The organism is Maribacter sp. BPC-D8, from assembly GCF_035207705.1.
Classification (GTDB): domain Bacteria; phylum Bacteroidota; class Bacteroidia; order Flavobacteriales; family Flavobacteriaceae; genus Maribacter.
The window spans coordinates 4,401,149-4,425,050 of sequence record NZ_CP128187.1; the positions used below are offsets into that span (position 1 = coordinate 4,401,149).

Annotated in this window: 18 protein-coding genes; 8 read left to right on the forward strand and 10 right to left on the reverse strand. The window is 34.4% G+C overall.

Going from position 1 to position 23,902, the window contains the following annotated elements; translation table 11 throughout:
- Positions 1 to 36 precede the first annotated feature (36 nt).
- The 6 genes from QSV08_RS19320 to QSV08_RS19345 all read right to left on the reverse strand — a co-directional run bounded on the left by QSV08_RS19320 (position 37) and on the right by QSV08_RS19345 (position 9,990).
- Positions 37 to 1,290 (reverse strand): Nramp family divalent metal transporter, encoded by a 1,254-nt coding sequence (locus QSV08_RS19320; RefSeq protein WP_324025332.1) that lies wholly within the window; start codon positions 1,288 to 1,290, stop codon positions 37 to 39.
- A gap of 90 nt (positions 1,291 to 1,380) precedes the next feature.
- Positions 1,381 to 1,755, reverse strand: a complete 375-nt coding sequence (locus QSV08_RS19325) for a cupin domain-containing protein (RefSeq protein WP_036156630.1) — start codon at positions 1,753 to 1,755, stop codon at positions 1,381 to 1,383.
- Between the two features lie 20 nt (positions 1,756 to 1,775).
- On the reverse strand, positions 1,776 to 4,004 hold the full coding sequence (locus QSV08_RS19330) for an alginate lyase family protein (RefSeq protein ID WP_324025333.1): 2,229 nt from the start codon (positions 4,002 to 4,004) through the stop codon (positions 1,776 to 1,778).
- Between the two features lie 5 nt (positions 4,005 to 4,009).
- Positions 4,010 to 6,346, reverse strand: coding sequence for a chondroitinase-B domain-containing protein (locus QSV08_RS19335; protein WP_324025334.1), 2,337 nt, complete (start codon positions 6,344 to 6,346; stop codon positions 4,010 to 4,012).
- A 247-nt stretch (positions 6,347 to 6,593) separates the two neighbouring features.
- The gene (locus tag QSV08_RS19340) at positions 6,594 to 7,646 is read right to left on the reverse strand and encodes a polysaccharide lyase family 7 protein (protein WP_324025335.1); all 1,053 of its coding nucleotides are present in this window, start codon (positions 7,644 to 7,646) and stop codon (positions 6,594 to 6,596) included.
- A gap of 25 nt (positions 7,647 to 7,671) precedes the next feature.
- Positions 7,672 to 9,990, reverse strand: a complete 2,319-nt coding sequence (locus QSV08_RS19345) for a chondroitinase-B domain-containing protein (RefSeq protein WP_324025336.1) — start codon at positions 9,988 to 9,990, stop codon at positions 7,672 to 7,674.
- Between the two features lie 173 nt (positions 9,991 to 10,163).
- Between QSV08_RS19345 and QSV08_RS19350 the strand changes: the two genes are divergently transcribed.
- Both QSV08_RS19350 and QSV08_RS19355 read left to right on the forward strand, forming a co-directional pair.
- Positions 10,164 to 11,132 (forward strand): sugar phosphate isomerase/epimerase family protein, encoded by a 969-nt coding sequence (locus QSV08_RS19350; protein ID WP_324025337.1) that lies wholly within the window; start codon positions 10,164 to 10,166, stop codon positions 11,130 to 11,132.
- 23 nt (positions 11,133 to 11,155) lie between these two features.
- Positions 11,156 to 11,875: a ribonuclease activity regulator RraA gene (locus QSV08_RS19355; protein WP_324025338.1), complete on the forward strand. Its 720-nt coding sequence runs from the start codon at positions 11,156 to 11,158 to the stop codon at positions 11,873 to 11,875.
- Positions 11,876 to 11,956: 81 nt separating this feature from the next.
- Here QSV08_RS19355 and QSV08_RS19360 read toward each other — a convergent pair whose 3' ends face one another.
- On the reverse strand, positions 11,957 to 12,361 hold the full coding sequence (locus QSV08_RS19360; protein ID WP_324025339.1) for a hypothetical protein: 405 nt from the start codon (positions 12,359 to 12,361) through the stop codon (positions 11,957 to 11,959).
- Positions 12,342 to 12,929, reverse strand: coding sequence for an RNA polymerase sigma factor (locus QSV08_RS19365; protein ID WP_282050683.1), 588 nt, complete (start codon positions 12,927 to 12,929; stop codon positions 12,342 to 12,344). The genes QSV08_RS19360 and QSV08_RS19365 overlap by 20 nt, the downstream gene beginning before the upstream one ends.
- Positions 12,930 to 13,068: 139 nt before the next feature.
- On the opposite strand from QSV08_RS19365, the gene QSV08_RS19370 reads away from it, so the two are divergent.
- Positions 13,069 to 13,413: a DUF6249 domain-containing protein gene (locus QSV08_RS19370; protein WP_324025340.1), complete on the forward strand. Its 345-nt coding sequence runs from the start codon at positions 13,069 to 13,071 to the stop codon at positions 13,411 to 13,413.
- Positions 13,414 to 13,673: 260 nt separating this feature from the next.
- On the opposite strand, the gene QSV08_RS19375 is transcribed toward QSV08_RS19370, so the two are convergent.
- Positions 13,674 to 14,183, reverse strand: a complete 510-nt coding sequence (locus QSV08_RS19375) for a peroxiredoxin-like family protein (protein WP_324025341.1) — start codon at positions 14,181 to 14,183, stop codon at positions 13,674 to 13,676.
- 109 nt (positions 14,184 to 14,292) lie between these two features.
- A complete protein-coding gene (locus tag QSV08_RS19380) occupies positions 14,293 to 14,751 on the reverse strand; it encodes a hypothetical protein (RefSeq protein ID WP_324025342.1) in 459 nt (152 codons plus the stop codon).
- Positions 14,752 to 14,983: 232 nt separating this feature from the next.
- Here QSV08_RS19380 and QSV08_RS19385 point away from each other — a divergent pair, with 232 nt between their 5' ends.
- From QSV08_RS19385 to QSV08_RS19405, 5 genes are all read left to right on the forward strand, one after another.
- On the forward strand, positions 14,984 to 15,424 hold the full coding sequence (locus QSV08_RS19385; RefSeq protein ID WP_324025343.1) for a BLUF domain-containing protein: 441 nt from the start codon (positions 14,984 to 14,986) through the stop codon (positions 15,422 to 15,424).
- Between the two features lie 196 nt (positions 15,425 to 15,620).
- Entirely contained in the window at positions 15,621 to 16,058 is a 438-nt protein-coding gene (locus tag QSV08_RS19390; RefSeq protein WP_324025344.1) for a response regulator, read from the forward strand.
- Between the two features lie 150 nt (positions 16,059 to 16,208).
- Complete coding sequence (locus tag QSV08_RS19395) at positions 16,209 to 16,649, forward strand: DsrE family protein (RefSeq protein WP_324025345.1); 441 nt, start codon at positions 16,209 to 16,211, stop codon at positions 16,647 to 16,649.
- A gap of 281 nt (positions 16,650 to 16,930) precedes the next feature.
- Entirely contained in the window at positions 16,931 to 19,231 is a 2,301-nt protein-coding gene (locus QSV08_RS19400) for a DNA topoisomerase 3 (protein WP_324025346.1), read from the forward strand.
- 490 nt (positions 19,232 to 19,721) lie between these two features.
- The gene (locus tag QSV08_RS19405) at positions 19,722 to 23,801 is read left to right on the forward strand and encodes a hybrid sensor histidine kinase/response regulator transcription factor (protein ID WP_324025347.1); all 4,080 of its coding nucleotides are present in this window, start codon (positions 19,722 to 19,724) and stop codon (positions 23,799 to 23,801) included.
- Positions 23,802 to 23,902 lie beyond the last annotated feature (101 nt).

Consider the following 23,902-nt stretch of genomic DNA (forward strand, 5'->3'; position numbering starts at 1 on the left):
TTACTTGTTAAATAAAATAAACTAGCGTTTGTTTGTTTACTGAATGAAATCAATAAACCCGTTTAACGCAACGTAAAGCATATAACAGTTGAAAATAAAAGTGGCACCTAAAGCCAAATTCATACCGAAACCTACTTTGTACTCTTTCATGATACTCTCTTTGTTCAGTAGGATAATTAGAAACAGTGTAATCAAAGGCATTACGAAAGGACTTAATGCTTGTGAAGCAATTAATATCCAAACTGGTTTTCCTCCTAGAATAGGAACAATTAAACCAGACAGTGCCACCAATACAACAATCAGTTTGTATAGTGGTTTTTTCATGTCGCGTTCTGTACCTGTGTAATCAGCGACCAGCCAAGGAAATAATAATAGATTTGGAAAAATAGAAGACAAACCTGCACCTATAATACCTAATGTAAATAAGGTAAGAGCGAAATCTCCTGCCCATGGTCCTAATGCATGCATCATATCTGTAGCGTCTTCAACAGGAGCTCCTTTAAAGTATAATGTACCCGTTGCGCTGATCATTATGGCAAGACTTATAAAAAAGGTCATTACCATTGAAGACATCGCATCTTTATTCTCGGTCTTTAAATCTTTTAATCCCCAGTTTTGTTCTTGAACGAGAATACTTCTCGATGCTAAACAAACACCTGCCATTGTAGTACCTACTATACCGGCAATTACCAATCCGTTATTATCACCTTTAGGCAATTCAGGGAAGAATTCGGTAATAGATGTGCCAGCTTCTTTTACGACCATAAAGCTGGTAATAATAAAAGCCAGAGCCATAAAGCCAACCATAATACTCATGGCTTTTATGAAATTTTCGTGTTTACCGGTCCAAAAGAGTCCGATAAGCAAAGCGATAAAAAAGATGGAAACTACAGGTTTGTTAAGAAATGAAATGGAAGTTTTTACTGAAATCCACTCCATTGTTACTTCGGCTACTACGCCCATAACACCTATGCAAGATGAAACTATAGAGACGAGTAAAGCAGTAATGATAAAAATAGTGAGTGGTTTACCGAATGCCTTTTTAAAATTGAACATTAGGGTATTTCCAGAGACGATGGTCAATTTACTAATAGAGACCAATAAGAAGTACGTAAAAAAACAAGAGAGTAGTAGAGCCCAAGAAAGGCTAAGACCATATTTGGCCCCAGAAACTACCATTGAGGTAACACTACCAGTACCTACAACATAACCAATAATAAAAAATGCTGGACCAAAATCTTTGAGACGTTTTTTAAATTTTCCTGAGAAGGACATATTTTCTGTTGTCATAAGTATTGGTTCAGCATTTAAATGTTAGTAAAAATAATAGTCAAAAAATCTATTTAAAGCCGCAAAAAGTAACTGTAAATAGATTAGGTCTTACTCTTTATCTCCAAAATAAGATGGACCCACACCACTTAAGAAATCTTCTCTTACAGGGCTAAAAGTGTCAATAAGTTCACCTTCTTCAAGGCAAACCGCACTATGTAACAAATTTGGTTCAATATAAACTCCGTCACCTGCTTCTACGATTTGTTTTTCACCATCGATTACAAATTCGAATTTACCTGAAACACAGTAAGTAGCTTGTGTATGAAAATGTTGGTGAGGTGCACCTAATGCTCCTTTATCGAATTTTACTCTAACCATCATAATTTGGTTGTCATACCCTAAGAATTTTCTTGATACTCCGCCGCCAAGTACTTCCCATTCCATGTCTTTTGTAATGACATATTTTTCGCTAAATCTTTTCATAATATTAAATTTTTATGTTTTTATTTAAAATAATAAGAACCAGACCACTCATAATTCTTATCGTTAATTTTTAATGTATGTGTAGCTTCTTTTGAAGTATTTGTATTTGCAATAATAAATAGTTTGGTAGAATCTTTTACAGTAGTTATTGAAATAGCAGTGTAATCTACAGTGTCTAATACTACTTTCAATGTTGAAATAGAACTATTAGAATTAACAGCAGATTCTGAAACTGGGCTATAGCTACCATGTGCTTCTATCGCTGAAACAAAAAGTGTGTTTTGAGTATCTTTTCTGCGGATAATAAAACCAGCCTCTCTTCGTAAATTAAATTCAGGGTCATTTGCACCTATTCGTACAAATCTTAGCTCATCATCTTTTGATGTTGCAGAGGTTAATGTGTAGAACTTCCCTTTATCTAACCAACTTAATTTAGTGTTTTCTTCTGTTGTACTTCCACAGCCTTCAGACCATAAATGTTGATACCCATTATCAGAACCTAAAGGCTCAAGGGTTTTCGGAACTTCGTATTCAAAATTTGTGTTCAATACTTGACCCATAAAATAAAAGGGCAAATCATATTGGTTGGTGCTATCAGATTTAACTCGAAGTATATCAAGCATGAATGGTTTTTCGAATTCGTCGTCTTTAATAATCGCCATTGTTCTGTGCATCTCTGTACCAGGATACGCATTAGTCTCTATAGCACTAACAATTTGTATATCGGCATTAGAATCATCAAAAAGATACAAGTCAGGATTGTACTTACTACCAATATCATATTTGCCCTGGTAGTGAGATTTCTCATTTTGCACTAATGTATTATGGGCAATCGTTTGCTTCGCCCAAGTTTTGTTTTCCTTCAGATAATTACCGCCACCTTTCTGTTCAATATTAACAAAACGTGCCAATCCGTAATCTTGTAATACTTCATCGCCATTTTCGTAGAAGGAGTATGATAACTTATCATAGTGACCATGACTTGACCCTTGAGCTGCATATTTAAAAACAAGTTCTAAATCATCGCTACGTAAAATACCGACACCACCTTGTTTTCCGTTAGGTCCGTCAGATAAATTAATTGATTTTTTATCAAAAGGTTTTGCTTTTCCATTTTTCACGCCAAGTGCTACTGCCAATCCAGAGTCGTCTAACAATACTTTATTTTGCTTTTCTGCAATACTTAATAATCCGGGATCTTGGTTTCCGAAATAATAAGAAATATCTACAGCGGTAACTAAGGCATCGTTGTAATAAGACATTCCTTTTTGACCATCGTTTAGGGGAAAGAAATCTCCATCTGCATCAGATAAATTTAAAAGCGCATTGATTGATTTTAAAAGTACTCCTTCTTTATATTCAAAAATTTTCAATTCTGGTTTTACATTGTGTAATCCTTCTGCAAAAATCAAAAAAGGATACATGGCATAACGCTGGTAGTATGGACCTTCGTTATAATACCCATCTGGTGAAAAAGGTTCTTCAATGTTTGCTAAAAATCCGGCTTTACCTTCTTTATTAATAAATCCGCCATCATCGTCTTTAGCAGTTTTATCCATCTCTAAATCTGGAATACCGTATAAAGCGCGATCTATTAATTCTTTGTCATTCATTACTAAACCAATCATGCCCACAGCTGCATTACCCCATGTACTATGGTTGTGTACTCTTTGGTAGAATTGCGGACTATCAACTGAAATGTGATCTGCGAATGGTTTAAAAAGATTTTTTTCTAGCTTTTTTCTTTCGGCTGCACTTAAGTAATTATATACACAATCGTAAGCTTGGCTCACATAAACCAACCAGTTAGAATCGTTTAAACATTGCCAAAACAATTTACCACGAGCATAAGATCTTGTTTTCGGGTGCAGAGGTAATGTTTTATACATTCCTTCGTATTGCATAAGCATGTCTTTTACATACTTCGCATACTTATCATCGTCTAATATTTGATATAAAACACCAGCCTGTTGCATTACGATCATGTTGCGTTTATGACGAACATGTGTATAGCCACCAGAATAATCTTTTGGTATAGGAGTGTCGATGCCTAAAGCGATTTCGGCATCGATTTCAGCTTTTAATTTTTGTAACGAGGCATCAAATAAAGGTACAGAACCTAATTCTGCTCTTATTTTTTCAACGCCCGCTTTGGTAAGAATTAGGCTTGGGTGTTCTTGTGCAGTTACGCTGAATGTTATTAATATAGCGCAAATAAAAACGTGTACTGTTTTAAAGTATTTGATCATGTGTGTTATTCGTTTTTTAGTAGCCCTAAATCTTTGCCATCAGTACCCTTTCCTTTTAATGGAGAATTTAAAGGTAATGCGTAGTTGGTGTCTTCAGAGAATTCGGGGGCAAGTTCCCATTGGTTTTCCACTTGATATTTCTGATCGCCGGTAACCATAAGTTTCTCTGAATTACTTAAGGCGTTATTTAGAACTTTCACAATTGGTTCACCGACTACAAGGTGCATGTTAATGGCTTTACTATCTTTAAAAATATTGTTTTTAATATCGGTTTCTTGAACTCCGTATAAAGAAACGGTAGCATCATATTTATTTTTAGAACCATAGCCCACGTGGTCAAATACATTGTGTTCCATTTCTAAAAACGGACCAAAAGTACTTTCATCTTTACCACCTCTATACAAACGTAATGCAGCGCCTTGTAAATCGTTGATGGCATTATTATTCATTATGAAATACTCTGCGTTGTAAGCACCAATGTCATCAGTTTCTTTATCTAAGGCTGCAATGCTACCAGAGATGTTTTTAAACTTAGAATTTTGAATGCTAATAGTGTCGGCAAAAGTTCCTTTTGAAACTCGTAGTACATCGAAAGAGTGGTTTACGATCATATCTTTAAACTCACACCTGTCAATAAACAGTTTGTAATTATCGATCATAGATTTTTTGCTGGTACTGATAACAGAGTTACCAGCATAATCTGGAGATTTAGTACCGTCGAAAGTGATGTTTTCTAGAGATAGACTACCGCCATTTTCAATTTCAAAAGCCATCATTCTTTCAAATAAGATGGTTGCCTTTTCTTTGCCGATCGTTTTAAAAGTAAGTGGGTGGTTAATTTTAACCGCTTTGGTCAATAAGTAAGTACCACCTTCTTCAAGAATGATAATATCACCGGCTTTCGATTCTTTTACTTTATCATATAAGGTGTTGATACCTGCGGCTACCTTGATAGTGTTGCCAGAGTTTAATGCAACCGTATTATCTGCTTTTGAATACCACGATGCTCCCGTATTTTCTTTAGTTGCGATATTCGGACTAATAACAACCTTAGTTTTTATCTTATTAGAAGTAGGAATCGGGAATCCGTTTTTGTCTTTTACCAGTTTTATTTTGGCATTCTTAAATCCTTCTGCAATAGTAGTTTCTGAATTTTCACCAAGAATGTTGTTCTTGAAAGTGATGCCACTAATATCATCATCAATAGTGAAAACATCTTTTTTGGTATCGTTGTAAATGATATTCTCTGAAAACTCAGATGTTCTTGGAGCCTGACTTCTTTCGGCATCGCTGCCTGCACCAAAAAGTATGTTTTCGCAGTTAACAAAAGTGTTGTTGTTTACTTTAGAATCGATAACAGGTACATACCTGTTTGGTGGTGAATTTGGCACACCGTTCATCATTACGAAGGCACCTCTAAAACGATAACCTGTTAAACCAACATGGTAGTTATTAATTACAGTTTGTGTTTCATTGATGACACGAACTCCGCCAGTACTTGGTTTGTTATTTCCAATAAATACATTGCCATCAACCAATGTTTCGTTACCATGGCGCATTGTTAGTGTACCTGTACATTCAAAAAAGGTATTGTATTTGAAAGTGTTATTGCAAGATTTATTAGAGATGATTTCATGCTCACCGTTGGTTTTATCAAAATAGTTAGATTCAACCAAGGTATTCGACTTTTCTAGCGCATGGTGGCTAGTTCCTATTCTTAAGGTTTCACCTCCATTATTACCGTAGGTAGGGCGTGGTCCAAAATAGTTATGATCTATTTGGTGATTGTTAGCTCTACTATCTTCGGTATCCAAACCAACAATCATGGTTACCCCTAAATTCTTTTTACCTGCAATATGGTTATGGTCTATGCGGTTATTTTTTCCATAGATGGTAATCCAGTAATCTTGAACTTGGCGCTCTGGATTATTAAAGTTATCGATTACACATTCAGTAAGGCGAGAATTATTAGCCATTTGTTCCCTGCTTTTTCTGAAGGATATAACTGCGTTAGTAGGCGTATAGCCGTTTTTGAAAACGAGACCTTTAACGATTAAGTGATCACCAGCAATTCTTAAATTAGATGCACCAGATAAAATCACTTTTCCTTTTTCTTCTGCGATAAGTGTGATCGGTTTTTCTGCGGTACCGTTTGCTTCGAAGAGTAGTTCAGAATCCATCCAAACACCATTGGCAAGAACGATACTGTCACCAGGCTGTACTTTTTGAAGTATAGCTGTAAACTCTGCTACATTTTTTACGGTATAAGTTTGTTGTGGTGTGGTAAAGGAATATGCTAGGCATATAAAAACAGATAAGAATAGAAGGTGGTATCGTCTCATGAGTTGAAATTGGTTAACCAAATTGGTTTACCAAAAATAAGGATATTTGTAAGACTAGCAAATATTTAACATAAAAAGGGTGGTTTAAATTACGAATCGATAATTATCTACTTTAGAAATCATCAATTCGATAAATTCCATTATTGGCAAATCTATCAGTAATTAGAAGTTTATTTGGTCACATAAAGAGTGATTTGTTTACGGTCTAAATAAACTTCAAATATCAACCCGATAAGAAAACTGAATGCTATTCCTCATTTGGTTCAGTACCTGCACCCACGGTTGCTTCTCTAAACCACACTTCGGTATAATCACCATTTGCATATTGCTTTGCAATATCGCCATCATAGGTGTCGGCACCCGTACTCCATACAATATTATCTTCAGGAGATTTGCCATTCGTTTGGTTGTATGTACCTTGTTTGAAATACTGAATTTCGCCAGCGTATGCATTTTCGCGTTCAAGACCATCACGACCAATAGAGGCATATAATGTTTTAATTTGCTCAGGTAAGGTTTTGGTGAATTCAGACGCTAATAGATTCTTAGTGAACTTTACAGTTTCATGACCATCGCTTTCGAAGGTTAGGTACATGATGCCTTTGTAAACATTTATTTCATAGCTAAATTCTTCACCTAATTCAATACCATTTTCTGGTTCTGCAGGAGGGGTTGTTGCGTCTGTTCCAACAACAGACATGTCATTACCCCAAACAGCCGAAGAATAATCCCATCTTTTTGAATTATCACCTGCTGTGTTTATTTCGTAATTCCAGAAAACAGAGCCTTTTGTATGCCCAGGGAATTTCTTGTAGAATATTTTTATCGGTTCATTTTCGTGTCCCTCAGCACTATGTATTTGTCCTACTACCACAGCGTAAGAAGCGGCAACTCTTGCATCGCCAGAAGTAGATACGTGTTGTACTTTTAGAGTCCCGTTTAATTTTCCGCCAGTTTCAGGAATCCAATGTGCTTTTTGACCTAGCTCTGTTCTGGTGTTACTAGAGGTTCTTGAAGTGATACCACTGTTAGGTGTTTTGTAAACTACCCAATCCGTTTTTCCATCATTCGCAACATAAAAGAAATCATCTTTGGCATAATCTTTAAGATTATCCTCGTAGGTGCCATCACCTAATAGAATTTTCCATTCGTCCATAAACGGAATAACATCGCTAGGATATTTTACTGAAGTTTCAATTTCTGTTGTTGCTTCTTCATTTGTGTCTGAAGCTTTCTTTGAATTGTCTTTGCAGGCAAATAGCGCTATTACTGCAATGATGGTAACTATCGATTTTTTCATGGTGTATTGTTTTACTAGTGGATGATTAATACATCAGTTTAAGCGGTAAATTTTCTTCAACTAGTATCTTGCCTGAGTTTTTGATTTCGTTATCTGAATACCTGTTGTTTTTAGCACCCCAAAGACGAGCAACTAATTTTATAGGGTTGTCAATGAACTTATTGTTTGCCAGGTTTACATTGATAATACCATAGGTGTTAAGAAGTAGACCTTCTTCAGCTTTCGAACCACAATGTGTAAATGTGCTATTGGTTACTATCAAATTACCACCAACGGTAGATTCGTCGTAGCCGCCTCTATAATAGTCGATCACGTTACTAGCAACCCCGTCAAACAGACAGTTGTCAATTGTAATATTCTCGGCATTGTATTCGCCTTTGTCATCTGTTTCTTCAGATAGTTCTAAACCATTTGCACAATTTTTTATTTGTGTAGATTTAAAAGTTATATACTCAGAGAACGAAAGTTTGTAAGCTTTTAAAACATAATCGAAATTCGATATTTCACAGTCAACAACCGTAAGGTTGTAAAGGCTAGACATGTTATTTTTTAAACTGGCAAAAGCATATTGTTCTTTATTCCCAATAAGTTTAATATTATTAAGTGTAAGTTGTCCTTTTCCATTCATTTCGAATGCCGGAGTTTCAGATGCTCCCTTATATTCAACAATCGACTTTGCGTCAGATGTAGCAGCCATAATAGTTATGGTCTTAGCAATTTTTAGTGGAGAACTTAAATCGTAACGCTCGGCAGATAATACAATAGTATCTCCACTTTTGGCAGTTGAAATTGCACTGATAAGTTCGTCACTAGTACTAGCTGAATGCGTTTTGTTTTCGGTGCTCTTAGAAGTTGTGTTAGAATACCAGTCAGGACCATATTGAGATACATCCATCATATCTTTTTTATTCACTGGCTTGCCTATTACAGCACCGACTAATTTTTTGTCTGCTCTAGAGTTACCGAACAAATCGGCAGAGATCTGGTCAAATTCAAATCCGTTATAAAGTTCAAACTCAGCTAATGAATTATCTGGCATTAAAATATCGCCATCAGCTACAGTGGTGCCAAAATCTTTTTGTGAAAGTCCGTCAACAGCTTTGAACATCACACCTTGGTTATTGATGACATTGCTTTTAAAATCAATACCGTCGATAGAATCATGTGCAACGATAGGTTGCTTGTCACCCTTATCATTATAAATAAGGTTATTTGCTACAATAGTTCGTATTGGGGTGGCAGATCGAATCTCAGATTTAGGCAAAATATCTTTTTGGTCAGTATTGGATCCTACACCAAATTGCCAAGGCGATACACAATTTACCCAAGAGTTGTTGGCAACAACAACATCGGTAACCTGTAAATATCTATTTAATGGTGATTTAGGAATCCCGTTCATTACGGCAAGCGGACTCCTAAATGTTTGTCCGTTTAAATTGTAGAAATAATTATTAGTTACCCAGTGTCCCGTTCCTATTAACCGAATTCCGCCTATTTGTTCAGAATTTTCATCCCCTATAAAAACATTACCATCAATAATGCAGTAGTTACCATGTCTTGTAACAAGAGAACCTTCGCTTTTGAAAAACACATTATTTCTAAACTCATTAAAATTGGTCTTACTAGAAATAATTTCTACTTCACCATTACAGTGGTCAAAAAAGTTATTTTCAACCAACGTATAACTTGGCGCCATTGAGGTAAAGCTATTACCAAGTTGAATGGTTTCGGCACTTGGTCCGCCTTTAGGTGGTCGAGGTCCGAAATAGTTATTGGTGATTTTATGGTAGTTCTTAATACTATTATTACCTGCTAAATCTACTCTAACTGTAGGTCCTCTATTAGATTTTCCGGCAATGTAGCAATGGTCAAGCTCGTTGTGTCGACCTTTAAATAAGACCCACAAATCTGTTTGGTTTCGCTGTGCCTTGTTAAAATCTATAATAGCAGAATTGGTAATCTTACAATGATTTGCAACCGAGTCTTCACTAATACCGAAATCGATAATAGCTGAAGAAGGTGATGAGCCGTCGGTAAAGGTTAGACCATTTATATTCAAATACTCGCCAGCAAGTTTCAAATCAGAAGTACCGGTAATTCGAACTTCACCAGGTGTTTCTGCACGTAAGGTAATAGGGTTTTGCTCGTTTCCGTAGGCAACAAATTTTATATTTACATCTTTCCAATCTCCATTGGTCATAACAATATCATCGCCAGGTTTTGCTTCAGATATAGCTTTGTTCAATTCTGTAATATCGTTTACGGTAATAGTATTTATGGTTGCTTTTTCACCACAAGAGATTAGTAGAAAAACGGAAGCTATTAGTAGAAAATATTTTTTCATTATCTATGTTGTTAATCTGGTTTGAAACTAAATGTAGGTTTTAGGTATGTGATTTATGCTACAATCACGATAAACTGGTTAACCAGTTTGGTTGACCAAAAATACATATATTTGTAAGAATGGCAACTAATTAACACAAAACCTATTGATAAAATACAAAAGAGATATTAAAAATGAGAGAAGATAAAAAAGGTATTTCTAGAAGAAATTTCACAAAAAAGTCAGCTATGGCATTGGCAGGCATGCCTTTGGTGCGGTTAGATAGTGATTTGCTAAAACCAATGTTCGCTGCAGATGATGCTATTGAAGTGCACTTATTCTCTAAACATTTACAATTTCTTGATTACAATGAGATGTCAGCAGTAGCTGCAGAAATTGGATTCGATGGATTAGATTTAACGGTCCGCCCCAAAGGTCATGTATTGCCAGAAAGGGTAAATGAAGATTTACCTAAGGCAGTAGAAGCCATGAAAAAATATGGATTGAAGTCCAAGATGATGACCACCAATGTTTGGGATATTACAGACGCCGGTCAACAAAAAGTTTTAAAGACAGCGAGCGCATTAAAGTTTGAATATTATAGAACAGGTTGGTTAAGTTACCCTGAAGAAAAATCAATAGAAGAAAGTCTGGCAACATATGCCACGCAGGCTAATCATTTAGAAATCCTAAATAAAGAATTAGGATTAATCGGGTGCTATCAAAATCATGCAGGTAATCATGTAGGTGCACCGATTTGGGATCTGCCTACGATTTTTTCAAAAACGAACAATGAGTTTTTAGGATGTCAGTACGATATAAGGCATGCGGTAGTAGAAGGCGGCAAAAGTTGGGAGTTAGATTTAAGACGCATTCAGTCGTATATCAAATCTATAGTTATCAAAGATTTTAAATGGGGAAAGAAAGATGGAGTCTGGGAGCCTATTAATACGCCTTTAGGGGAAGGTATGGTAGATTTTAATCGATACTTTTCTTTACTCAAAAAGTATAAGATAAACGTTCCCATGTCATTACATTTAGAATATGACCTCGGTGGAGCCGAACACGGTGCATCAAAAATTACAATAGATAAAAAAGAAGTATTCGCTAAGATGAAAAAGGATTTAACCTTTATCAAAGAAGCATGGAAAAAAGCGGAATAATATAAATTTTCAGATCAAAAAGAATGACCAAAATAGCTAAAGCAACAAAAGATAAATTAAGAAAGGTTAGTACGGCAACCGTTGCAACCTGTTTATTTAAAAAGGGATTAAAAAATCAGTTTATACAACATGTAAAACCATTAAAATTAGGTCGACCGACAATGGTGGGCGAGGCGTATACCTTGCGTTACATACCTGCTCGTGAAGATCTGAATCCTATTACGGTTTTTAGAGATCCTAAGCATTTACAAAGGGTAGCGGTAGAAGAATGCCCAGAAGGTAGTGTTATGGTAATCGATAGTAGGCAAAATGCTAGAGCGGCATCTGCAGGATCTATTTTGGTAACACGATTAATGGTGAGAAAAGCAGAAGGTATTATTACGGATGGCGGCTTTAGAGACTCCGCCGAAATTGCCGATTTAGATTTTTCGTCATATCATAATAGACCTACAGCACCTACCAATTTAACCTTGCACCAAGCTATAGCTATAAATGATCCTATTGGTTGTGGCGATGTAGCAGTTTTTCCTGGTGATATTATACTCGGCGATGATGACGGAGTAATGGTAATCCCGGCACATCTTGCCGATGAGGTTGCAGATGAATGCATTCAGATGACCTCGTATGAAGATTTCGTTTTGGAAATGGTAGAAGGAGGGGAACCTGTTATAGGGTTGTACCCAATGGTAAGTGATGAAGCTAAAGTTAAGTTTGAAAAATGGAAGTCAAAGAGAAATGAATAAGTTTCGTTCAAACTAAAGCAGATTACTAGCGTTTTATGGCCATTACCAGTTTGTTTTAGTATGAAGTGTAGACTTCAAAAATCAGATTACTCTTTTGTTCAGGTATTTTTTAAGTAATGGTATTTGAATAGCAAACAATAGTGCAAATACAGCCATCGAAAGTGTCATTGTTTTAGAAAACAAGTGATTTGAAATAGAAGGGTTTAATCTGGTATTAAAAAGATTACTGAAATCTATGTTGGATGAAAAGCTAGATGCTGAGGTCGTAAAAAAGGAATATGTAAGAATTCCGGTTATCATGGCTAGTATGCCAATCCAAACGGGTTTAGAAATTAATGGTTTATAGGTAGTGAGGTCACTATTCGCAATTACGTCAACTTGCGACATAATTTTAGAAGTAAAGTCTATTGAAGGAGTTTCAATTTTTGTCTCCTTCATGATTTTATCGGCTAGATTTTCTAATGTATTATTTTCCATCTCTTTCATAATATTCCAATATTTCAGGTTCTATTCTATCTCTTACTATGCTTGCTAGCTTTTTTCGACTTCTATACAATTTTACTTTAACGTTATTTGCAGTTAAATCTACAATTTTTGCAATTTCCTCTAAAGACAATTCTTCAAAATAAAATAATGTTAATAGGGCAACATCATTACTTGGCAGTAGTTGCAAACAATCTTGAATAGCTACTTTACGCTCTTCTTTTTCCATCATATCTAAAGCGTTGTCAATTGTTTTGACTTGATGCTCGGTGAATTCGTCAATGGCAACTATATGTTGTTCTCTTTTTTGTTTTTTCAATCTATCTAAACAAGTAAAATATGCTACTTTATAAATCCAGGTTGAAAGTTTTGAATCGCCTTTAAATCTATTAAGAGAACGAAATACCTTAATAAATGTATCTTGAGATGCTTCTTCAGCTTCTTCTCTATGTTTTAGAATTCGCAATGCAAGGGTGAATACCAAATCTTTATATCGGTCTACAATAACATTAAACGATTGCGTATCGCCTGCCAAGATAGCATCAATTAGTGGTTGGTCGTTTATGTTCATTTGTATGTAAGACGATAGACCTTATGCTAAGGTTACATCTATTGTTGAAATTATTTTAATAAAAGTGTAACCTTACTTTTAAAGCTGTCGTCATATGCTATGAATCAAAATTATATTAATCAATTAAAAAACAAAAGTTATGGACCCAGCAATCATTATTCCCTTAGTACTATTCGGATCAATCTTCGGAATATTTTATTTGTTTATCTCTAGTAGAAATAAGGAGCGTTTGGCACTTATTGAAAAAGGAGCAGATGCCAGTATTTTTACTAGAGGCACAGGTAAATCGCCAGTTTCGAAAGTTATAATCCTTAACCTCTCTTTGCTTCTTATGGGCATAGGTTTAGGTATTTTCATAGCAACATTAATAGATCACTTTACATCTCTAGATTCAGATACAATTTATCCGGCAACAATTTTCTTAATGGCAGGTATAGGTTTGTTTATTGGTTTTAAAATGACTAGTGCTATGGATGAAAAATAGAATAAAACTTACTAATATATTACAGAGCCACTTTTGTCGATTTAGATAAAAGTGGTTTTTTATTTAAAGTAGTGGGTAACCATGGTTTTTATATTGTAATTATAGATATAATAAGGCTAAGCAAAGTTTGTAATCTTACATTGATGATTGCCATCAAAAGGGTTTTTTTATTAGAACTATTTGCAGGTTTGACAAAAAAAAATAGTGATTTGCTCTATGTAAAGAACAAATCACTAGAATACTTTTAATTTCAATTTATCTTACTCACCACCTCTTGCAGGGTAGTTGTTTTTGTTGACGTAATCTATGGCATTCAAAATATCATCCCAATGAGGTCTTGCAAATGGCATTGTTTGAATAGCACTTGCATATAAGGTATTGTCGGGGCGAATTAAAAATAAACCAGGTTCAGAAAATTCATCTGGTTCTTTATCTGACGTTTTTTTAGAAACATATAATCCCCACTCTCTAGCAGTCTCAATAGGTAAATTATAACCCACAGGCAATTCTGGTATATTCCATTCTTTACCAGCTTTCTTAGCCCGTTCTTCACTATCACTACTAATTGCAATTAAGTGAACACCTCTGTCACTAAAATCTTTTAATTTTGTTGCTAGATCTTCCAGATAGTTTTTACAAACTGGACAATGCAATCCCCTATAAAAAACGATCATAGTAAAAGATGTACTGGCTTGGTCATATAAGCTCCACTGCGTATCGTTAATTAATGGTATTTTTAAATCAGGTACTTCTGTTGTGGGTTTTATCATGGTAATATTATTTTATAATTAGTATACTGTAAAGGTATATGAGGTGCTTTCAAAAGCTTTGTTGCATCCCTTTTAGTATTAATGCAATGCATGAATATGAATTGGCTACTTATTGATTGTCTGTTAACCATTGCTCGTATTTAGCATACTGTGCGCTAGACAAAATACCTTCCATCTGTCGTGTACGCTCACTTTCTAAACTGCCTAACATTTCGCCGCTAGTCGTATTTGCCTGTTTTGTTTTAAAACGTTCCATAGAAGATTTGAAAATGCTAATTTGATTTTCGCTCATCTCTAAGGCAGTAAACATTTCTGAATATTCGGTACCTAAACCTTTTGAGCTATTTTTTGCCCCAATAGTGTTCATGGCACCAGTTGATCCATTCACTTGCGTCGCCATATTATTTTGAGCCATTGGTGATTCGGTAGTAGTACTTTTTGTTGCTTTCGTGCTTGTTACATTTTGCTTAGTAGTTGTTTCGGTAATGTTTGAAGTCGTTTTTTTAGTACTCGAACATGAGCTCAAAATGGCAGTTAATGCTAGGGTAACTATAATTTTATTTTTCATGATTTTCATATTTTCAGATTCCATTGAAAATTATGGCCTTAAATAAATTTCTATAGTCGCTATCACATTTAAAATTGACTCTTAGGGTATAATGTTTGTTGTTTATTGTCGTATTCGAAGAAATCTAATGATAAATAGTTTTTGTAAGAAAAATAACACTATTAAGTACATGTAATTGATTGAAAGTTGCTATCTTAATAACTGTTTTAAGTAGTCCTATATACCTTACTATATGTACAATCTTGTGTATAAGTCAATTGCCAATAGCCTAACACCTGCTCAGGTTGATGAAATTTTATTGGAATCAAGAGATTTTAATGGCAAACATGATATTACAGGATGTCTTATCTATCATGATGGTTTTTTTGTGCAATACTTAGAAGGCGATGCCGAGATAGTCATGGCATTATTTGAGAAAATAAGGGTAGATACTCGACATTATGAAGTTATTCTTCTATCTCAAGGTAATATTTATTCAAGGGAGTTCGATACATGGAGTATGGCGTATCTCTCAGATAAACTGCCAAACGAAGCTTTTCAATATATTAAGTTAATGGTTAGTCCCGAATTTGAAATTCCCGATATGTCGGTTATTCCTAATCCGACTTCTAAAAGATTTTGGCTAGCGGCAAAGAATTTGTTGAATAAGATAGGGCATGATAATTTTAACTAGAAGAGGTAATCCGAATTATATTATCAGAGGAAACGCTTTGTGCACTTATTAATAAACACAAAAAATAAATAAGTGATTTTTAAGTATTTATTGATAGAGTGTATATGCTTTAGAGTCATTATTCGTTTTTATTGGTAGAATTTTATTTAATATTTCTATATAATTTTGAAAGACATTTTCACTTTATATAGAAATAATGCAAGAACTGAAAATATATATTGCGGATGACGATTTTGATGACCGCGATTTTTTTATGGATGCTTTGAAGAGTATAGATATAAATACAGAAGTATCTCAATTTGATAATGGTATCGATTTAATGGATAGATTATTCTCTGATGTTACCTTACCACACGTAATATTTTTAGATTTATATATGCCTATTATGGATGGTTTTGAGTGTCTTATGGATATAAGAAATTTTCAACAATTTAAGGATATATACATCATTGCTTATTCTTCAATTTATAGAGATAGAGAAGTAAATCAGCTAAAAGATGAAGGTGCTAATCAGTTTTTGAGAAAATCATCTTCCTTCAAAGAATTGAAAGAGTTGCTATCAAAGTCTTTGAGAAAAGTACTGGTCAATAATGACGAAGCAGTGCTTAAGAATGAATTCGTTGTTTTACTTTAATTCAAGCATATTTTACTTCTATTTTCATAATCGTTTAATGGTATTTGGCAATACTGATAAACGATTCCTTTTTTTATAATCCCTAAAGCAATATTTAGAACTAATTTTCTGTATTTTTAGATAACAGATACATCCATCAAAATATAAATTATGAATAATATTTTACGAACCCTTTTAGTAATTGTGGTAATGATTGCTAGTGGCACACAAGTATACGGTCAAAAAAAATTAGACGAACAAGCTGTTGCCGATTTACAGAAAACACCTAAATATGGTTTTATACTCACCACAGAAAGGCATTTTAAGGGTGTGCTAAGTATGTATGACCTTTTGATTGAAAATGGAGTTAAGATAGAGGAATACGAAATTGTGGTCAAAGGTAAAGTGGTGACTCAATTGGTAAAAGGTTCAGAGCTTGAAGAGTTCTTTCAAAAATATAAGGGTAAGGTTAAAGTTAGTGTATGCAGTGTTGCTATGGAAAAACTAGGTGTGGCAGAAGAAACACTTTTTGACGGTCTCGATGTTACCCCGACAGCCTCGGTACGTGTTTTACAACTACAAGCTAATGGTTATAATACATTAACGTACTAAAGAATAAGTAAAAACAGAAACTACCCTATAGCTACTTTTCAGGGAAGTTTTATTTGCACACTCAGCGTAATTAGCATGTTTTTTATATTTGCGAATTAACCAGAATAAAAAAGCTTCTAGAACTCAGTTTTAGAAGCTTTTTATATAATATTACCTGTAGCAAACAATTTATATATTTGTCCTAATAATAATGTTCGACAGTTGTGAGTTTTCGTTTCATAAATAACCATGACTGCTTCGACGAAGACCCATGCCTAAATCTTTAATTTTCAACACATAAAATGAAAGTCTGTATTGCCGAAAAACCATCTGTAGCTCGAGAAATCGCTTCTGTTCTTGGGGCAAATTCCAAACATGATGGGTATTACGAAGGCAATGGCTATGCAGTAACCTATACTTTCGGACATCTTTGCACGCTCAAAGAGCCAAACGATTACAAGCCACATTGGAAAAGTTGGGATTTAAATAATCTACCAATGTTGCCCGAACATTTTGAAACCAAAGTAACTAAAGATGCTGGTATTCAAAAACAGTTTAAGATTATAAAGCAATTATTCGATAAAGCAGATGTCGTTATCAACTGTGGTGATGCCGGGCAAGAGGGAGAATTAATACAACGTTGGGTATTAAATCAAGCGAACTACAAGGGCAAAGTAGAACGACTTTGGATTTCGTCATTGACTACAGAAGCTATAAAAGAAGGTTTCAATAATTTAAAATCATCTACAGATTACGATAATTTATATTACGCAGGCTTCTCTCGTGCTATAGGCGATTGGCTTTTGGGTATGAATGCTACACGTTTATACACTTTAAAACATGGTGGCTACAAACAAGTATTGTCTGTTGGGCGTGTACAAACACCGACCTTAGCAATGTTAGTAGATCGGTTTAAAGAGATAGAGAATTTTAAGCCACAACCTTATTGGGAGCTGCAAACATTATATCGCGAAACTCTATTCAGTTATGAAGAAGGTCGTTTTCTAAAAGTAGAAGATGGCGAGAAACTCGCCAATATTGTAAAAGAGCACGATTTCGAAATTGTTTCCACTACCAAAAAAGCAGGCAATGAATATGCGCCAAAACTTTTCGATTTAACAGGTTTGCAAGTGTATTGTAACACCAAATTCGGATTTAGTGCAGACGAGACGTTAAAGATCGTTCAGAAATTATATGAGCAAAAGGTAGTAACCTACCCAAGAGTAGATACCACGTTTTTACCAAATGATGTATACCCTAAAGTACCAGGTATACTCAAGAATCTTACCAAGTACGATACGCTAACAAAGCCTCTTGATGGTAAGAAAATAAAGAAAACAAAAAAGGTTTTTGACGACAGTAAGGTTACAGATCACCACGCTATTATTCCTACCGGTCAACAAATGAACTTGCAATACAACCAGCAGCAAGTTTATGATATAATTGTCCGTCGTTTTATTGCGGTGTTTTATCCAGATTGTAAAGTATCTAATACAACTGTAATTGGTAAAGCTGAAACAGTAAAGTTTAAAACCACCGGAAAAGAGATTTTAGAAAAGGGGTGGCGTGTTGTTTTCGAAACACCTGATACAACATCGAAAGAACCGGGAATATTGCCAACTTTTAAGAAAGGCGAAAAAGGACCTCACGAACCTTCATTTCTAGAAAAGCAAACAAAGCCACCAAAGCAGTATACAGAAGCTTCGCTTTTACGTGCGATGGAAACAGCAGGTAAAAAGGTCGATGATGATGAACTTCGTGAGTTAATGAAAGAAAATGGTATTGGTAGACCTTCAACACGTGCCAATATCATCGAAACGTTATTTCGCAGAAAATATATAAAGCGGAATAAAAAGCAAGTGATACCAACAGTTACAGGTATTCAGTTAATAGATACTATTCAAAATGAAATGCTGAAGTCTGCCGAGCTTACCGGTAAATGGGAAAAGCAATTAAAAGATATAGAAAAAGGTACGTTTAGTGCAGGCAGTTTTATCAAGCAGATGAAACAAATGGTAGATCAATTGGTCTACGAAGTTCGAAGTGAAACTAGAAAAGCTAATATATCAGCTGTAAATAATAAACCTGCAGCAGCAGCTTCTAAGAAAAAGCCAGTTGAAAAGCCTACTGGGTTAACATCAGAGGTTTGTCCTAAATGTGAAAAAGGAACGATACGTAAAGGGAAATCAGCTTATGGCTGTTCTGAGTTTAATAAGACTTGTGATTTTGTAATTCCTTTTAAATTTGAAGGGAAAACCATTTCAGAAAAGCAATATGTAAGACTGTTTCAAAAAGGTTCGACCGTAAATTTAAAAGGCTTTAAAGTTAACAATGCTTCCGTTGAAGGCTTAGTTAGATTTGATGATAACTATAAGCTAAAGTTAGAACCTAAGAATACCAAAGTGCAAGCAAAGAATACTTCTGAAGATAATAGTTGTCCGAAATGTAATAAGGGCATTATTATAAAAGGTAAAACGGCTTATGGTTGTAGCGAATACAAAGCAGGATGCGACTTTAGGTTTAGTTTCGATGCTATTCGTGAAAAAGCGAAAGGACAACCATTGACCAAAGATTTAGTTTTTAAAATATTTAGAGAAAACTAAAAACCTTTATAATTCTACAAAAGGGTAATTACATGCGGTTCAATTTCTAGCATTTAAATTAATAATAACTTGTTGCTTTCTTGATGATCTAAAATTTAGCGATGTAAAAAGGGCTAATTCTATATGAACAAATAATAGGGGGTAATGTATTTTGCGTTTTATAATCGTAGCAATTTTTATTGATTTACTATAATTATTTATCATTCTATCTTTATTGATTATACTCCATCTTTTTAAATAAAAATCTAGCTAGTCAATAATTAATTTCGACTTAGCTTAGGGTTAAAGGGTTATTTTTTTATTTAGCGTAATTTGTGTTAGTGTATCGACTTTCTGTTATCAGAGATATTTGTTCTTGGTTTTATTTCAGATTTTTCAACACAGATTTTCCAACACAGATTTTTCCGCTATCTTGTAATTAATAACTCAATTTTCAATGATTTTTTTTCGTCGCAATTTTCTTGCTTTATTCTTGCTATGCTTGTTTCCGATGATTCTTTCAGCTCAGGAAAATAGCTTGGAGTATAAAAAGCACTTGACCATATCTGATGGTCTTGCTCATAATGGCGTAACGGCAATTCTAGAAGATTCTAAGGGTTTTTTGTGGTTTGGTACTTATGACGGTCTAAATCGTTATGATGGTTATGAAATAGTAACATTCAAAAACACCGTCAATAGTGAAATTTTTGTAAGTAATAGAATACGGGCGCTTGCAGAAGATGGTAATGGTAATATTTGGATAGGAACAGATGAGGGCATCACCTTGTATGATCAACGAACGGACAAATTCAAAAATTTATATTCCAATAAAACTCTCAATAAAGAGAAGAAAGGACCTGTTGTTAGAAATTTTATTTTTGATGAAAACAAGAATAGATGTATTGCTACAACCCAAACTGATGGGGTATTAATTTTTAATACAGATTATGAATTTATAAAGCAATTTAGTTTACCCAATTCTTCTGCAGACAATGCGGAGTTTGTTGGGGTAATAAAAATAAAACCTGATTCGTTTTTATTCGCAACCTCAAATGGTTTGTTTGAATCTAATTTAGAGGATGGTAAATTTCAATCTATACTTGAAGATGATATTGAGTTCTGCAGGTCGGTAACTTCAATAGGCGAAAATTTGTTTCTAGTGACCCAACGTAATGGTGCTGCTGTAGTTCGATATGAGTTTGATGGAACTAAACTTACTTACCGTTTAATTAAGAAAGACGTACTACCTGAGTATCGCTTTAATTTTGCAGAAATTGACCCATCAGGAAAACTTTGGCTAGGGACTTTAAATGATGGTGCTATTCGTTTCAATACAGTCACAGATTTTTTAGATCAAAATTCGCAGAGTTATGACCATTTTAAATCAGATTCGGGGTTATTACGAGTAAGCTCTTTTAAGTCGATTGGTAATACTGATATTTGGATGGCTACTTTCGACAAGGGCGTATATCAATTTAATACTTCGGCAAATCCTTTTAAAACTATCGATTCTAGCTCAGAATTAGATTTTGGGGTAAGTAATATGCATATTAGGCATATTGCTAAACTTGATCAAAATAGATTTTACCTTACCAAAAATGAAGGAGGAGTAGCTCTTTATAATACAAGCACCAACCAGTTCGAACCGGTACCCCTAAAAATACCTCAGCGATATAATTCTGAAATTTCTGCAATATATATCGATAAAAAAAAGAACACTTTGTTGAAGGTTGCCGATGAAGGCTATTTCTTCTTGGGGGCAAAGGAAAATACTCTTAAGCATTTAGACACTTCGATCTTGCCTGAATTGGCTAATGATATGCCTTACAAATTCTCAGAAGATAAAAAAGGAAATATATGGGTTACCTGTAAAAATGATGTCTATCGATTAAAAATAGATGAACAAGGTAATGTCTTAAAGTTAGAAAATTTAAACACGCATGCCATGTTTAAAAATAACAGGCTAGCATTAATTAGATATGTTTATGTTGACCCCTTAAAAGATTTTGTTTGGCTTGGTACTGCTGAAGATGGTCTTATACGAATTGATAATAGTTCAGAAAAACCATTAACATCCTTAAGCATTAAACAATTCAAAAAAAATGGTCAAGACAATGGCTTGCCAAGCAATTTTGTCTCATCGATAATTAGAACGCCAAAGGGAGAACTTTGGCTTGGTACTGAAGGTGCAGGTATTTGTTTGGTTTTAAAAGATGATACATTGCCTGAATTTATTTCATATTCTGAAAAACAAGGACTTTCGAATAATGTAGTCAAGAGTATTTTAGTAGATAATACAGAAAACCTTTGGGTTGCTACCAACATCGGTTTAAATAAGTTTTCTACGGTCGACAAAACATTTCGAAAGTTTAAAAAAGAAGATGGTTTGCCTTTTGAAGATTTTTGGTATACGGCTACTAAAATGGGTAATGGAAAATTGTTGTTAACAGGTTTAGAAGGTTTTTGTTTGTTTAATACGGCTGACATTTCTATTGAAGAAGAGCTTCCTAAATTACAATTTGGCGATTTTAGAATATCTAATCGAATAATTCAACCTTTTGATAGTATTCATGATAGGGTTCTTTTAACAGAACGACCTGCAGATTCTTCAAAAATTGATTTACACTATAATGAGAATGTTTTCTCTATTGATTTACATTCTCTTCATTTTAATGCTCCCGATAATCATAGAATTAAGTATAAGCTTCTTCCGGTTGATAAAGAATGGATAGAAACCCCCTCTGATCAAAAAACAATAAGTTATAGCGGTTTACAGCCTAATAAATATACGCTGCAAGTTTCAGCATCTAATTCTGTTGGAGAATGGACAACACCTAAGACACTTTTTATAAACATAGCGCCACCATATTGGAAAACTACACAAGCATATGTTCTTTACGTAATTTTAATGCTGTTGCTGCTAGGTGCCATATTATATTACATTTTAAAAATGCAGAAATTGCGGCATAATTTTCAAATAGAAAAACTTGAGAAAAATGCAGAGAAGACTATAAATGATGCGAAACTTCGATTTTTTGCTAATATTTCACATGAGCTAAAGACACCATTAAATTTAATATCCAGTCCAATTAAACTGTTGTCAGTTAAATTTAAAGGGAATAAAGATGTTGAAGAAAAATTAAATATTGTTGAGCGTCAATCAAGAAAGATAAGTCAACTTATTGATCAGGTAAATGACTTTGAGCGGGTAGACGCTAATGTCATGGAAATGGATTATTCTAGATTCTATTTTGATAGTTTTCTAAAGGATATGTTGGTCGATTTTCATTTTTTAGCTGAAAATACGAAGCGTGAATTAGAAGTGGTGGCAGACAATTCGAATATTGTAGTTTCTGCAGACCGTAATAAATTAGAAAAAATATTCAACAATTTACTGAGTAATGCTTTTAAATACTCTGATGCTGGAGATAAAATACGCGTGAGTTATTCAGCCTCAGAAAAAGACTTAAACGTTACAATTAGTGATACAGGTAGAGGTATAGATAAAGAAGACTTACCGCATATTTTTGAACGCTTTTTTAGGTCAAAAAAGAATCAAAATATACATGCAGTTGGTTCAGGTATAGGTTTAGCTTTTTCAAAACGATTGGTAGAAATGCACTACGGTTATATCGAGGCAGAGAGTGAACTTAAAATGGGTACGACCATGAATGTTCGGTTGCCAGTTGTAAAAAAAGAATCGGCATTAGACCAAGAGACTAGAAAGCGAGAGATACTTTCTGCTGAGAATAATGTTGTTGAGGTAAATCAATGGTTTCAAAACGCTGAGAACACGCCAATTGAGATGCCTAATGACTATGCAGATAAAATTATTTATTATGTTGAAGACAACGTAGATATGCAGATGTATGTCTCGGGTATTCTTTCTGATCATTTTAAGGTAAAAGTTTTCGGTAATGGAGCTGAATGTTTGGAAGCAATGGATGAGCAATGGCCAGACATACTAATTAGTGACATTCAAATGCCTATAATGGATGGTCTTGAACTATGTAAACGTATTAAGGTAGATATAAAAACAAGCCATATACCTGTAATTTTACTAACAGCTTTAGCAAATATTGAAAGTCGTATTCAAGGTATAAAAGATGGCGCCGATGCCTATATTCAAAAACCTTTCGACGCACGCCAATTAGTAACTCGTACGGTAGCATTACTTGAAAATAGAAAAAGACTTCGTGAGCGTTTTGAAATCGGGCTACCGATGGTTAAAGACAATAATATCAATAATCGAAACGATGATGCTTTTCTAGAAAAGTTATATAATTTGATGACTGAAAACCTGTCTAATGAAGATTTAGATATCGATGAATTTGCGCGTAACTTATTTATGAATCGTACTCATTTTTATCAAAAGGTAAAAAGTTTGACGAATAATACCCCTTTTGAATTATTGAAATTATTTCGCTTAAGAAAGGCTGCAGAATTACTGGCACAAGATAAAAAGATATCAGTCAGCGAAGTTTGTGTAATGACAGGCTTTAAAAGTAGAACGCACTTTAGTAAACTATTTAAGGAAAAGTATAATGTTTCCCCTGGTAAATTTGTTGCCACTCAGTTATCGAATAATTGATCTAACCTATATCCATCCAAAACACATTTCATATTGTGTTATAAATTAGATGGTACTTACATACAAAAGTAAAAATACCCATGTACAATAGTTGCAGACCA